This window comes from Citrobacter sp. ABFQG (assembly GCF_004322975.1).
Lineage (GTDB): Bacteria > Pseudomonadota > Gammaproteobacteria > Enterobacterales > Enterobacteriaceae > Citrobacter > Citrobacter freundii.
Genome location: NZ_CP036435.1, coordinates 4,674,269 through 4,688,006, shown reverse-complemented (window position 1 = coordinate 4,688,006; position 13,738 = coordinate 4,674,269). Strand labels below are relative to the sequence as shown.

13 protein-coding genes are annotated in these 13,738 nt (G+C 52.0%); 8 read left to right on the top strand and 5 right to left on the bottom strand.

Annotated elements, in window-relative coordinates:
- Window positions 1–7 precede the first annotated feature (7 nt).
- Both WN16_RS22955 and WN16_RS22950 read left to right on the top strand, forming a co-directional pair.
- Window positions 8–958: a carbamate kinase family protein gene (locus WN16_RS22955; RefSeq protein WP_016150935.1), complete on the top strand. Its 951-nt coding sequence runs from the start codon at window positions 8–10 to the stop codon at window positions 956–958.
- 12 nt (window positions 959–970) lie between these two features.
- Window positions 971–2,353, top strand: a complete 1,383-nt coding sequence (locus tag WN16_RS22950) for an amidohydrolase family protein (RefSeq protein ID WP_016150934.1) — start codon at window positions 971–973, stop codon at window positions 2,351–2,353.
- A 44-nt stretch (window positions 2,354–2,397) separates the two neighbouring features.
- Here the strand turns inward: WN16_RS22950 and WN16_RS22945 are convergent, their stop codons facing one another.
- Window positions 2,398–3,264: a nickel/cobalt efflux protein RcnA gene (locus WN16_RS22945; RefSeq protein ID WP_016150933.1), complete on the bottom strand. Its 867-nt coding sequence runs from the start codon at window positions 3,262–3,264 to the stop codon at window positions 2,398–2,400.
- Window positions 3,265–3,384: 120 nt separating this feature from the next.
- Here WN16_RS22945 and rcnR point away from each other — a divergent pair, with 120 nt between their 5' ends.
- Window positions 3,385–3,657 (top strand): Ni(II)/Co(II)-binding transcriptional repressor RcnR, encoded by a 273-nt coding sequence (gene rcnR, locus WN16_RS22940; protein ID WP_003033900.1) that lies wholly within the window; start codon window positions 3,385–3,387, stop codon window positions 3,655–3,657.
- Window positions 3,658–4,295: 638 nt separating this feature from the next.
- On the opposite strand, the gene WN16_RS22930 is transcribed toward rcnR, so the two are convergent.
- On the bottom strand, window positions 4,296–5,525 hold the full coding sequence (locus WN16_RS22930) for an amino acid permease (protein WP_003033903.1): 1,230 nt from the start codon (window positions 5,523–5,525) through the stop codon (window positions 4,296–4,298).
- 142 nt (window positions 5,526–5,667) lie between these two features.
- A complete protein-coding gene (locus WN16_RS22925; protein WP_003846445.1) occupies window positions 5,668–6,123 on the bottom strand; it encodes a multidrug/biocide efflux PACE transporter in 456 nt (151 codons plus the stop codon).
- Window positions 6,124–6,224: 101 nt separating this feature from the next.
- Between WN16_RS22925 and WN16_RS22920 the strand changes: the two genes are divergently transcribed.
- The 5 genes from WN16_RS22920 to araE all read left to right on the top strand — a co-directional run bounded on the left by WN16_RS22920 (window position 6,225) and on the right by araE (window position 12,250).
- Entirely contained in the window at window positions 6,225–7,109 is an 885-nt protein-coding gene (locus WN16_RS22920; protein WP_003846446.1) for a LysR family transcriptional regulator, read from the top strand.
- A gap of 102 nt (window positions 7,110–7,211) precedes the next feature.
- Window positions 7,212–8,390: an acetyl-CoA C-acetyltransferase gene (locus WN16_RS22915; protein ID WP_003033912.1), complete on the top strand. Its 1,179-nt coding sequence runs from the start codon at window positions 7,212–7,214 to the stop codon at window positions 8,388–8,390.
- A gap of 471 nt (window positions 8,391–8,861) precedes the next feature.
- The gene (gene kduI / locus WN16_RS22910; RefSeq protein ID WP_003840972.1) at window positions 8,862–9,698 is read left to right on the top strand and encodes a 5-dehydro-4-deoxy-D-glucuronate isomerase; all 837 of its coding nucleotides are present in this window, start codon (window positions 8,862–8,864) and stop codon (window positions 9,696–9,698) included.
- 57 nt (window positions 9,699–9,755) lie between these two features.
- Window positions 9,756–10,517, top strand: coding sequence for a 2-dehydro-3-deoxy-D-gluconate 5-dehydrogenase KduD (gene kduD / locus WN16_RS22905; protein WP_003033923.1), 762 nt, complete (start codon window positions 9,756–9,758; stop codon window positions 10,515–10,517).
- 314 nt (window positions 10,518–10,831) lie between these two features.
- Window positions 10,832–12,250 (top strand): arabinose-proton symporter AraE, encoded by a 1,419-nt coding sequence (araE, locus tag WN16_RS22900; protein ID WP_003033926.1) that lies wholly within the window; start codon window positions 10,832–10,834, stop codon window positions 12,248–12,250.
- Between the two features lie 55 nt (window positions 12,251–12,305).
- Here araE and WN16_RS22895 read toward each other — a convergent pair whose 3' ends face one another.
- Together WN16_RS22895 and WN16_RS22890 are read right to left on the bottom strand one after the other, a co-directional pair.
- Window positions 12,306–13,193 (bottom strand): Rpn family recombination-promoting nuclease/putative transposase, encoded by an 888-nt coding sequence (locus tag WN16_RS22895; protein WP_044699781.1) that lies wholly within the window; start codon window positions 13,191–13,193, stop codon window positions 12,306–12,308.
- Window positions 13,194–13,389: 196 nt separating this feature from the next.
- Window positions 13,390–13,716: a cupin domain-containing protein gene (locus WN16_RS22890; protein ID WP_003033932.1), complete on the bottom strand. Its 327-nt coding sequence runs from the start codon at window positions 13,714–13,716 to the stop codon at window positions 13,390–13,392.
- Between the last annotated feature and the right edge of the window lie 22 nt (window positions 13,717–13,738).

Genomic DNA, 13,738 nt, shown 5'->3' with positions numbered 1-13,738 from the left:
TAACACTATGAAAGAACTTGTGGTCGTTGCCATTGGCGGCAACAGCATTATCAAAGATAACGCCAGCCAGTCGATTGAGCACCAGGCTGAAGCGGTGAAGGCGGTGGCGGATACGGTGCTGGAGATGTTGGCATCGGACTACAACATTGTGCTTACGCACGGTAACGGGCCGCAGGTGGGGCTGGATCTCCGACGTGCGGAAATCGCGCACGAGCGTGAAGGGTTACCGCTTACCCCGCTGGCAAACTGCGTCGCCGATACGCAGGGGGGCATCGGCTATTTGATCCAACAGGCGCTGAACAACCGTCTGGCGCGGCGCGGCGAGCAGAAGGCAGTCACGGTGGTCACGCAGGTGGAGGTCGACAAAAACGATCCGGGCTTTGCTAATCCGACCAAGCCTATCGGGGCGTTCTTTAGCGCAGTGCAGCGCGATGAGTTGCTGCGGGTCAATCCAGGCTGGCGCTTTGTTGAGGATTCGGGGCGTGGCTACCGCCGGGTTGTGGCTTCCCCTGAACCAAAACGTATTGTTGAAGCAGAGGCGATCAAAACGCTGACTCAGCAGGGGTTTGTGGTGATTGGTGCGGGTGGTGGTGGCATCCCGGTGGTGCGTAGCGATCAGGGGGATTACCAAAGCGTGGATGCGGTGATTGATAAAGATCTCTCCACGGCGTTGCTGGCACAGGAGATCCGTGCCGACATTCTGGTGATCACCACCGGCGTCGAGCAGGTCTGTATTCATTTTGGCAAACCTAACCAGCAGGCGCTGGATACGGTGGATGTCGCCACGATGACCCGTTACATGCAGGAGGGACATTTCCCGCCGGGCAGCATGTTACCCAAGATTGTTGCCAGCCTGGCGTTTCTGGAGCGTGGCGGTAAACGAGTGATCATCACCACGCCGGAATGCCTGCCCGCCGCACTGCGCGGCGAAACGGGCACCCATATTGTCCATTCCTGAGAGGAGATGCGAATGAAGGAAAGTAACAGCCGCCGTGAATTTTTAAGCCAGAGCGGAAAAATGGTCACTGCTGCCGCGCTGTTTGGCGCAGTCGCCCCGGTCGCGTATGCTGCTAATCCTGTCGGGAACACCTGCGGGTCGAAGAGCACAATGACGATTAACGATAAGCACTATTACCTGGATAACGTCCTGCTGGAAGCGGGGTTTGATTACGAAAGCTCAGTGGTGGTGCACACCCGTACCGCGCTGCAAACCGTTGAAATCCAGGACGGGAAAATAGTTGCGCTGCGCGAGAATAAGCAGCATCCGGATGCGACGCTGCCGCACTACGATGCGGGTGGAAAGCTGATGCTGCCCGCCATGCGCGACATGCATATCCATCTGGATAAAACCTTTTACGGCGGTCCCTGGCGTTCGCTGAACCGTCCGGCGGGTACCACCATTCAGGATATGATCCGCCTGGAACAAAAGCTGCTGCCTGAACTCCAGCCTTACACCCAGGAGCGGGCGGAAAAGCTGATCGATTTGCTGCAATCAAAAGGCACCTCGATTGCCCGCAGCCACTGCAACATAGAACCGGTTTCCGGACTGAAAAACCTGGAGAACCTGCAGGCGGTGCTGGCGCGTCGCCAGCCGGGTTTTGCCTGTGAAATTGTGGCATTTCCACAGCATGGCCTGCTGTTATCAAAATCTGAACCGCTAATGCGTGAAGCGATGCAGGCGGGAGCGCATTATGTCGGCGGTCTGGACCCAACCAGCGTGGATGGGGCGATGGAAAAATCACTCGATACCATGTTCCAGATTGCGCTCGATTACAACAAAGGCGTGGATATCCATCTGCATGAAACCAGTCCGGCGGGCGTGGCGGCGGTGAATTACATGGTAGAAACGGTGGAGAAAACGCCGCAGTTAAAGGGCAAACTGACCATCAGCCACGCGTTTGCGCTGTCTACGCTGAACGAACAGCAGGTGGATGAACTCGCAACCCGCATGGCGGCGCAGCAGATTACTATTGCCTCGACGGTGCCGATTGGCACGATGCACATGCCGCTCAAGCAGCTGCGCGACAAAGGCGTGGAAGTGATTACCGGGACCGACAGCGTGATTGACCACTGGTCACCGTACGGCCTGGGAGACATGCTGGAGAAGGCGAATCTGTACGCGCAGCTCTATATTCGCCCGAATGAACTTAATCTGTCGCGGGCGCTGTTCCTCGCTACCGGTGATGTGCTGCCGCTTAACGATAAAGGTGAGCGCGTCTGGCCGAAAGCGCAGGCTGAAGCCAGCTTTGTGCTGGTAGATGCTTCATGCTCAGCGGAAGCGGTCGCGCGAATCTCCCCACGCACTGCGACCTTCCATAAAGGGCAACTGGTGTGGGGGAATGTCGCAAGCTAGTTTGGTTTTCCGCGCAGCGGCTATCGCTGCTGCGCTCTCATATATTAACCGACGATCCCCATATAGCCGTGAATCCCCATATATAAGCCGACCATTGCAATGAGCACGCTGGAAAAATAGGGCGCTTTGCGTGCCAGTGTGTTAAATCCGCTCCAACGCTTGGCCGCCTGCTGCACGCTGATTGCCGCACCCACGCCCACCGTTACCAGTGTCAGCGCCAGCCCGAGGCTGAAGCACAGCACCATGGTGGCGCCCAGCGTGAAGGCTTTGAGCTGGATGCATATCAGCAGCACCGTAATGGCAGCTGGGCACGGGATCAGCCCACCGGTCAGACCGAACAGTAATATTTGGCCGTTGGTGACCTCTTTGCCCGCAAAGCGGCGCTGAATATCGGTGGCATGCGCCCGTTCGTGGGCATCCTGATACTCTTTCGAACCCTCGTTCAGCCCTGCTAACGCGGCATGGTTATGATCGTGGTCGTGGTCATGATGATGGTGGTGATGGTCGTCATGATCATGGTGGTGGTGATGCCCGTGATCGTGGTCGTGATGCGTCTGGGCCAGCCAGTTCTGCTCTCCCTGCCAGGTTCGCCAGAACATCCAGAATGCGGTCCCGAGAATAATTATCGCCGAGACAAATTGCAGCCAGGGCTCAACGGCCTGGGCGGTAAACGCTTTGCTGATATACATCCCACCGAGCGCAATCAGCCATACTACGGCGGTATGCGACAGCGTTGCTGCCAGCCCCAGCATCACCGCCTGTTTGATGGTCCCCTTAATAGCAATAATAAAGGCCGCCATCATCGTCTTGGAATGCCCTGGTTCCAGACCGTGCAACACACCTAATAGAATCGCGCTGGGAATGAAAAACCAGGCGTTGCCTTGCTGAAGAAGCGTAGAAAACTCACCCATGAGAATGATTCTTAGTTGTTTAATTTCGCCTGATTCTACTCCCCCCCAGTATCAAATACTACCCCCCAGTAGAATGTCGATGGTATTGTCCTTACAGCCAGATGTTAAAAAGGTAAAGTTATGTCACATACGATCCGCGACAAACAAAAGCTGAAAGCCCGAACCAGCAAGATTCAGGGGCAGGTAGCGGCGTTGAAAACCATGCTGGATGAACCGCATGAATGCGCGGCGGTATTGCAGCAAATAGCGGCGATCCGCGGGGCGGTAAATGGATTAATGCGCGAAGTGATTAAAGGTCATCTGACCGAGCACATTGTGCATCAGGGCGATGAAATTAAGCGCGAAGAAGATTTGGATGTGATTCTGAAAGTACTGGATTCGTACATCAAATAAGCCAGTTTAACGGCTCATCCACGTTCAATACCGTCCAGTTAAGCATGTAGCATGTGATTCTTTCTCAGGGTTCCGTTCACCTCAGCAGTGTTATTTTTCTGAAGCATCGATACCCGTGAACGTGTAAAGGGCGTTCTTCGCCACGCCCTTTACAATCCCGGCTCCCGGCGGGAAAATTGCCGCTCCGCGGTCCCCTCCGCTTATTCCTCCAGGCTACCGGGTCGGGCGCGAGGTAGCGTCCCTGCAAAGCGCGCCCTGAGCCAGCATCCATGCTGGCTCTCCCGGGCTTACGGAAACACGTCGGCAATTTTCAGCCGGACCAGCTCACACCTCACCATCTGCGTTTTTGGTCTGAACAGCAAAACAGATTTAACTGGAAATCAGAGCGTTGAAGCGACACCCCGACCCGACAGGCAGACGGAATAAGACGAATGAATCGCGCAGCGACGATTTTCCCGCCGGGAGCCTGGGTTGCAAGGGAGGCGGCGGTGAGCCTCCCTTGCACGTTCACAGGAATCTGTGCTTCAGAGAAACGATTAATATGAGGTGAACGGAATCCTTTCCTTGAGATAACATGTTTATTACCTCCGCCAACACTGGTTGATGCTTTCTGAAAATGAGCCGTTAAGCAACACGTTCTAGCCAAAAAACATCACAGATACGCACAGCAGACCGACAATCAGGGTGATCAGGTTACCCACTGAACGGTATGGCTTCAGCGCCGGGATCAGATAGGTAGACAATGTCGGCATGATAAACAGAATCATGGCAATCAGCGGCCCACTAATCGCGTAAATCATTGAAATAGCATTAGGATTGATGCAGCAGATGATAAACGTGATGCTTGAGACCAACATAATGGACAGAGCGCGGTTAAAGGCCCGGCTTTTCTTCACACCCACCTGATGCAACGATGTTTTTACTACCTCCGTTGCCCCTTCAATCACGCCAAAGTAGGTGCCAAGGAACGATTTTGACATCGCTACGACGGCAACGATGATCCCGGAAATCGACAGCCATGCCGGTGCGTTAGGCATCATCGATAGTGCTGACAGAATGGTCACGCCTTCATTTTTTGCATCCTCGATATAGTTTGTCGGAATCGAAAGCAAACAGCTGAAAACGAAAAACAGCACGCTCAGGCAGATGATGACGTAGGCTACCTTCATGATTTTTTTGCATTTACCCATGGCCTGCTCGCCATATTTCTCACGTCGATCAATGGCGAACGTGGAGATAATTGGCGTATGGCTAAAAGCGAAAACCATCACGGGAATAGATATCCAAACCTGATGAAGCGTGTGCTGATCGACAGACATCTGGCCGGTTAGTAACGTTGGCTGCCAGCTTCCGGTCAGGTAGAGCGAAAGGAACAAAAAGTACGCGATGAGCGGGAACACCAGAAAGCCCATCACCCGGATAGTGGCTTGTCGACCCATCAGAAAAATTAAATTCAGCACCAGTACCACGCCCAGACTGACCAGCATGCGGATCCGCAGGTCGATAGTGATATGTTTTGCCAGCTGTTCAGTGAGTGAGTTGGTTATCGCCACGGCGTAGATCAGCACCACCACAAAGAAGGCAATAAAATAGAGGGTGGTGATCAGGCTGCCAATCTTCTTGCCGTAGTAGTGTGTAACCGCGCCAGTGATCCCCTCACCAGCTGACGTTTTTGAAGACAGGATAAACTGGCACAGTGCCTTGTGCGGCCAGTAGGTTAAAGGCCAGGCGACGAGAGCGGTGATAAACAGTACCACCGCACCTGCAGAACCCAGCTGTATGGGGAGGAAGAGGGTTCCTGCGCCGACGGCAGTCCCATATAGTGCGAAGCTCCAGAGAGTCTCTTCTTTTGACCAAAATTTCGACATTATTTGAACGTATCAACTATAAAATAAACAAAAAGAAGCGCAATTTACCACAAATGGCAGGGGCTGGGGGAGGTGTGAACAAGCGGGCAGGTGAATGGATGAATAGCCGGAACCGAGAAAATTCCGACTATTATTTTAATTATCAGGCAGTAACGCGCTGCTGGCGACGCTTCATAACACGCTCGCGTAACGTGTCATAAGCCCAGTTATAGAACATGGTATACGGCAGGAAGAACAGGAAGAAACCTATTTCCAGCGTGAATGCCTGAAGCAGGCTGACGTTCAGCACATACGCCACGATGCTCACCCCAATCACAATAAAACCACTCTCAAAACCTAAGGCGTGAAATGCTCGCACTTTCGCCGTACGTTTTACCAGGTGTGACGGCCACAGACGGTCAAACAGGGCGTTATAAATGATATTCCAGATCATCGCTGTAGTGGCGAGAAGAATGGTCAGTCCGCCCATTTCCAGCACCGAGCGCTGCATCAACCATGCGGTGGTTGGTGCGAGAACAGCGGTGGCAATGCCTTCAAAGCAGACGGCATGAAAAATACGCTCTACTAACGAGCGGCGTTGGACAGTATCGTGTTGCATAACCTAAAACCTTCTTTGATGCCCGGATAACGGAATGGTGGCAATTTTATCGTTTTATGTGATATCTAAAAGATAGTATCCATCGATAAAGTAGATAGTTCATGCGTTACTCTCCTGAAGCATTAACGGCATTTGTGGAGACCGTTTCCTGCGGTTCATTTTCTGCGGCAGCCCGGCGGCTGCGCAAAAGCCAGTCCACCATCAGTACAGCCATTGCGCATCTGGAAGCCGACCTTGGTTTTGCGCTGTTTGACCGTTCATCGCGCCAGCCAACGCTGACCGAAGAAGGTAAGCGGGTGCTGGGTTATGTGCAGGCCATTCTGTCAGCGAGCGATCGTCTGGACGAGGCGGCGATTTCGCTGTCGGGTGAAACGGAAGCGCGTCTGACCTTCGTGTTGTCAGACACGCTGCATCCGGATGTGCTGGAAGAGTTGATGGTGCAGTTTGACCGCAAGTTTCCCCATACCGAGTTTGAATGTCTGATTGGCGAAGACGAGGACGTGATCGATCTGCTGCAAAAAGGACGTGCTCAGGTGGGGTTGATCGAAGCGCGGGAGGATTATCCGACAGACATGGGCGTTACGCGTCTGCCGATGCAAACCTGGATGGGATTATACGTGGCGGTATCGCATCCTTTGGCGGCTCAAGAAAAACTGCAGTGGGAACAGCTGCATACCTGGCGCGAGCTGCGTCTGAATACCTATCTGGAAAGCGGGACTAACGTGGCGCGCGGTCCCGTCTGGTCGGCTCCTAACTACCTGTTATTGCTAAGTATGGCTGTTCAGGGATTCGGCTGGTGCGCGCTCCCGTGTGCGCTGGTGGAGGAGTTTGCGGCAGAAAAACCATTGGTTCAATTAAAGCTGCCCGGCTGGCCAAAGGCTATCTCTATCGATCTGTTGTGGAATAAGAAATCACCGCCTGGCGTGGCGGGAAGTTGGCTGCGCGACCATTTACAGCAGAGTGGCGTTCAGATGACCAATAAATGATACGAATTTCCTTTGTGATAAAAATCACCGTTTTTAAACAACCTTGATAACTCTTTTTAACAATCATCTACTATTGCGGTGTTATTTTGCGCTGAGGTGGTGATGAAAGAGGTTGTGATAGTCGGGGCGTTAAGGACACCGATTGGTTGCTTCCAGGGGACGCTGGCGCGCCATTCTGCCGTTGAATTAGGCAGCATGGTGGTCAGGGCTTTACTGGAACGCACAGGCGTGGACGTTCATGCTGTGGATGAAGTGATCCTCGGTCAGGTGCTTACCGCAGGTGCCGGGCAGAATCCGGCGCGTCAGTCTGCCATCAATGGTGGGCTACCCAATACCGTTTCCGCCATCACCATTAACGATGTCTGCGGTTCGGGCCTGAAAGCGCTGCATCTGGCGACCCAGGCTATCCAGTGCGGCGAAGCCGACATTGTGATTGCGGGCGGGCAAGAGAATATGAGCCGTGCCCCGCATGTCCTTACCGATAGCCGCACCGGCGCACAGCTGGGGAACAGCCAACTGGTCGACAGCCTGGTACATGACGGTCTGTGGGATGCCTTCAACGATTATCACATGGGCGTTACCGCGGAAAACCTGGCGCGAGAATACGGCATTAGCCGCGAATTGCAGGATGCCTACGCGCTGCACTCGCAGCACAAAGCGCGGATGGCAATTGATGCTGGACGCTTTAAAGATGAAATCGTGCCGGTGGTAACACAGCGTAATGGGCAATCATTGGTGGTGGATACCGACGAGCAGCCCCGTACCGATGCCAGCGCCGAAGGGCTGGCGCGTCTGGATCCTACTTTTGACAGGCTCGGTTCGGTAACGGCAGGTAACGCGTCATCCATCAATGACGGCGCCGCTGCGGTGATGATGATGAGCGAGGCCAAGGCGCAAGAGTTGAACTTACCTGTACTGGCCCGTATTCGCGCCTTTGCCAGCGTCGGGGTCGACCCTGCGCTCATGGGGATTGCGCCAGTGTATGCGACGCGCCGCTGCCTTGAGCGTGTGGGCTGGCAACTGGCAGATGTTGATCTTATCGAAGCTAATGAGGCCTTCGCCGCGCAGGCATTATCCGTTGGGAAAATGCTGGAGTGGGATGAACGGCGGGTGAATGTTAACGGTGGAGCCATTGCGCTCGGTCACCCGATTGGCGCATCTGGCTGCCGAATTCTGGTTTCGCTGGTGCATGAAATGGTGAAGCGTCGGGCGCATAAGGGCCTGGCAACGCTGTGTATCGGTGGTGGTCAGGGGGTGGCGCTCGCTATCGAACGAGATTAACGATCTTACATTTACCGTCTTAAACGCCTTTCTACGTGTTTTCCCTGCACCTGTAAAAAAGCCCTCCAGCAGGAGGGCAAGGCCAGTTACAGAAACATACACTCTAAACAAAGTTAACTTATCAAAACATTGTTTCATTTCATGTGATTAACTGCGCACTTTGTTAGAAAAGGTGTCTTTTCGACTGATCATCTCGGCTGAATTTTCCATTTTTTATCCCCGCCACTAATGAATAAATAAATTTATCGTATTGTTATTCAATCATTTTATTAAGGTCCATTTCGCTATTCATACGCGCTAGCGTGATCGCACTTACACTTTTGATAATAAGATGCGAAAAAAGTGAAACATCGTTTTATTTATAATTGAAAACACATTCAGGGAGGAATATCATGAGTGCATAAGATAAAACGGAACAGCGTTTTGCTATTCGTTTAAGCATTCACGGTCAATTTATCACTGGAGGTAAATGTGGACGTAAGACAAAGCATCCATAGTGCGCATGCGAAAACCCTGGACACTCAGGGGCTGCGTAATGAGTTTTTGGTCGAAGAAGTGTTTGTCGCAGATGAATACACCATGGTCTACAGCCACATCGACCGCATCATTGTTGGCGGCATTATGCCAGTGGCCAAAACCGTCTCTGTGGGTGGCGAAGTCGGCAAACAGCTGGGCGTAACCTATTTCCTCGAACGTCGTGAGCTGGGTGTGATCAATATCGGCGGCCCGGGCACGATTACCGTTGACGGCCAGTGCTATGAAATTGGCCATCGCGACGCGCTGTACGTCGGGAAAGGGGCAAAAGAGGTGGTATTCGCCAGTATTGATACGACAAAACCGGCGAAGTTTTACTACAACTGCGCGCCGGCCCACACGACTTACCCAACTAAGAAAGTCACGCCTGCAGACGTTGCGCCAGTGACGCTGGGCGATAACCTCACCAGTAACCGTCGTACCATCAACAAATACTTTGTGCCGGATGTTCTGGAAACCTGCCAGTTGAGCATGGGTCTGACTGAACTGGCACCGGGTAACCTGTGGAACACCATGCCGTGTCATACCCATGAACGTCGTATGGAAGTCTATTTCTACTTCAATATGGAAGAAGATACCTGCGTCTTCCACATGATGGGGCAGCCTCAGGAAACGCGTCATATTGTGATGCACAACGAGCAGGCGGTGATTTCTCCAAGCTGGTCTATTCACTCCGGTGTCGGCACAAAAGCGTATACGTTCATTTGGGGCATGGTCGGCGAAAACCAGGTCTTTGATGATATGGACCACGTTGCAGTAAAAGATCTGCGCTAGTTGCGGGCGACAGCCGTGCCTGCTGCGGCGGGCATTATAAAAAATTAAGGATTTACAATGATTTTGAATGCATTCTCTCTTGAAGGTAAAGTCGCCGTTGTGACCGGTTGTGATACCGGTTTGGGTCAGGGTATGGCGCTGGGCCTGGCTGAAGCGGGCTGCGATATCGTCGGTATCAACATTGTTGAACCGACAGAAACCATCGAACGTGTGACCGCACTGGGCCGCCGTTTTTTAAGCCTGACCGCCGATCTGCGTCAAATCGACGGTATTCCGGCGCTGCTGGAGCGCGCAGTGGCAGAATTCGGCCATATCGATATTCTGGTCAACAACGCGGGTCTTATCCGTCGTGACGATGCGATCGATTTCAGCGAAAAAGACTGGGATGACGTGATGAACCTGAACATTAAGAGCGTGTTCTTTATGTCTCAGGCCGCGGCGAAGCACTTTATCGCCCAGGGTAACGGTGGTAAAATTATCAACATCGCCTCTATGCTTTCCTTCCAGGGCGGGATCCGCGTGCCGTCTTACACCGCGTCTAAAAGCGGCGTAATGGGTGTTACCCGTCTGATGGCGAACGAGTGGGCAAAACATAACATCAACGTCAACGCGATTGCACCGGGTTACATGGCGACGAATAACACTCAACAGCTGCGTGCTGATGAGCAGCGTAGCGCAGAAATCCTCGATCGTATTCCGGCGGGGCGTTGGGGTCTGCCGAGCGACCTGATGGGGCCTGTCGTGTTCCTGGCGTCCAGCGCATCTGACTATATCAACGGCTATACCGTTGCGGTAGACGGCGGCTGGCTGGCGCGTTAATTGCTTTCCAGAGCCAACAAACCCTGCTAAATGGCAGGGTTTTTTTACTTTTGAATCATTAAAATCCATATTGTGGTTATAAATTATTCCATATTAAATTTCATGCGTATCAATTTTTTATTTTTAATATTCTTTAATATCAATAAATTAAATTTAATTGAGTGATTGTCGGTAAATTTTAAAATTGGAATATCCATCACATAACGATGTGGTGTAGCTATTTAATCCATGTTTTTGCCGTTTCCCGCCTGACGCTTCCTGCAAGGGATCCCTTACTTTCAATGGCATGGTTACTCTGTATCTGGCAGGAAAAAATGGTCTCAATAAATAATGATGCTGCTTTAGCGCCGCGCCCAGTGCGCGATACGCGACGTATGAATATGTTTGTTTCTATCTCTGCGGCTGTCGCAGGGTTGTTATTCGGCCTGGATATTGGCGTGATTGCCGGGGCGTTGCCTTTCATCACCGATCACTTTGTGTTGACCAGCCGCCTGCAGGAGTGGGTGGTCAGCAGCATGATGCTGGGCGCGGCAATTGGTGCGCTGTTTAACGGTTGGCTGTCATTCCGCCTGGGACGTAAATACAGTCTGATGGCGGGGGCGATCCTTTTCGTCGTCGGATCTCTGGGCTCGGCGTTTGCCTCCAGCGTAGAAATGCTCATTTTTGCCCGCGTGGTACTGGGCGTTGCGGTGGGGATCGCCTCTTACACCGCACCGCTGTATCTCTCTGAAATGGCCAGCGAAAACGTGCGTGGCAAGATGATCAGTATGTATCAGCTGATGGTGACGTTGGGCATCGTTCTGGCCTTTTTGTCCGATACCGCGTTCAGCTACAGCGGTAACTGGCGCGCTATGCTGGGCGTGCTGGCTCTTCCGGCTGTATTGCTGATTATTCTGGTTGTGTTCCTGCCCAACAGCCCGCGCTGGCTGGCGGAAAAAGGTCGCCACATTGAAGCAGAAGAAGTATTGCGCATGCTGCGCGATACGTCAGAAAAGGCCCGCGATGAGCTGAACGAAATCCGTGAAAGCTTGAAGCTGAAGCAGGGTGGTTGGGCGCTGTTTAAAATTAACCGTAACGTGCGCCGCGCAGTTTTTCTTGGGATGTTACTGCAGGCGATGCAGCAGTTCACCGGGATGAACATCATCATGTATTACGCGCCGCGCATTTTCAAAATGGCGGGTTTTACCACCACAGAGCAGCAGATGATTGCCACGCTGGTGGTTGGCTTAACGTTTATGTTCGCTACCTTTATTGCCGTCTTCACGGTCGACAAAGCAGGACGTAAACCGGCGCTGAAAATTGGTTTCAGCGTAATGGCCATCGGGACGCTGGTGCTCGGATATTGCCTGATGCAGTTTGATAACGGCACGGCTTCCAGTGGACTATCCTGGCTGTCAGTTGGCATGACGATGATGTGTATTGCAGGCTATGCGATGAGCGCCGCGCCGGTGGTGTGGATCCTGTGTTCGGAAATTCAGCCGCTGAAATGCCGTGATTTTGGTATTACCTGCTCCACCACCACCAACTGGGTGTCGAACATGATCATTGGTGCAACGTTCCTGACGCTGCTCGATAGCATTGGCGCCGCCGGTACGTTCTGGCTATATACTGCGCTGAACGTCGTGTTTATCGGTATTACGTTCTGGCTGATTCCAGAAACCAAAAACGTCACGCTTGAGCATATCGAACGTAAGCTGATGGCAGGTGAGAAGTTAAGAGATATTGGGGTGTAAGTGAGCAGGGAGCCCGATAGAACAACTGATTATCGGGCTCTCATTACTACTTATTTCAGTGTGGAGCCGCCTGCCTTGCGAGGAGATCCTTAGCAGACAGCCCGGTTATCTTTAGTATAATTTCATGGCTAATACCATTCGCTAACATCATCTGGGCAATGCGTAACGCTTCTTGTTGTTTGGCTTCTTGTTGCAACACTTCCGCAATAGTCATCAGACTTTCCTTTTGCTGTGGTACCCGCTGAGCGACTTCACGGATAAATTTATCTACGTGAGGCGTATTTCCAAACTGCATCATGTAATTAAATAGCGTTTTGAGCTGGCTGTCATTAGCGTATCCCGTAGCCAGCAACGAGACCAGTTGTTCCACTAATCCCATTAAATCACGCTTGCGGATATGTTTTTGCATCAATTCCAGCAGTGCTATACGTCGATGTTGCATAATTTCGTCATCGGGTATTACGGTGATATCTACCAGCGGAAATGTTGCTGAGTATAGCTGTCGTGCCACTATGGGGTCGTCAAACTCATCCAGCCAGCAGAGTGAAAAGGGGTAGGGGCTGAGTGCACCATGATAAAACAGCATCGGTATCACCAAAGGTAATGTTTTATGGCCATCATCCAGATGGCGTTGCATTGCGGCCATTGCATAGCGCATTAGCCGAAATGCCATGTGAGCGTCTGGCGAACTCTGATGCTCGATAACAACATAGATATACCCATCGCCTTCATTTGTTTTTAATGACCACAGTACGTCGGAGTAGCTGGCTCGCAGGCTATCCTCAATAAAACTGCCTGATTCCAGTTTTAGTGTTTGCAGATCACATAGCTCCCGCAAGGTTGATGGAAGATAGATATCCAGAAAATCTCTTGCGGTATCAGGATGGTACAAGAACTGTTTGAAGACTGCGTCATGTGGAGTGGATGTTGTCATTTTTGTCATGGCGATCCGTCACCGTTAATTAAGATAACGTGACTGTAATCGCCCACATGGCGAGACGCATCGGGTGATTAATGCTTATGCGAGTTGGTATCGAAGGAAAATGCCCCACATTGTAACGTATTCATTTTTAGGGAACTGAGTACGCATTTTAGCGTGTTCTCAAACCGGTCAGTAGCACGGCTTGAGAACAACGAAATTACCCGTGTAGAAAATCTTCGCGTATGGGCGTAAAGGTATCCAGCAGCGTTCCCGGTTTTAAACAGACGCAGCCATGCATAATGTTGGGTTGTTTATACAGGGTATCGCCCGCCCTAACGACATGCTTTTCTTCGCCGATGGTAAATTCAAACTCACCGGACAACACGTAAGTCAGCTGCTCGTGCGGATGATTGTGCATCGGGCCTATCGCGCCTTGCTCGAAGTTCACCTCAACCGCCATCATGTTACCGTCGTGAGCAAGAATGCGCCGGGTAACGCCATTGCCCAGATCGTCAAGCGTGGTCTCTTTATGAAAAATAAACATCCGGCCTTCCTGTAATTAATTA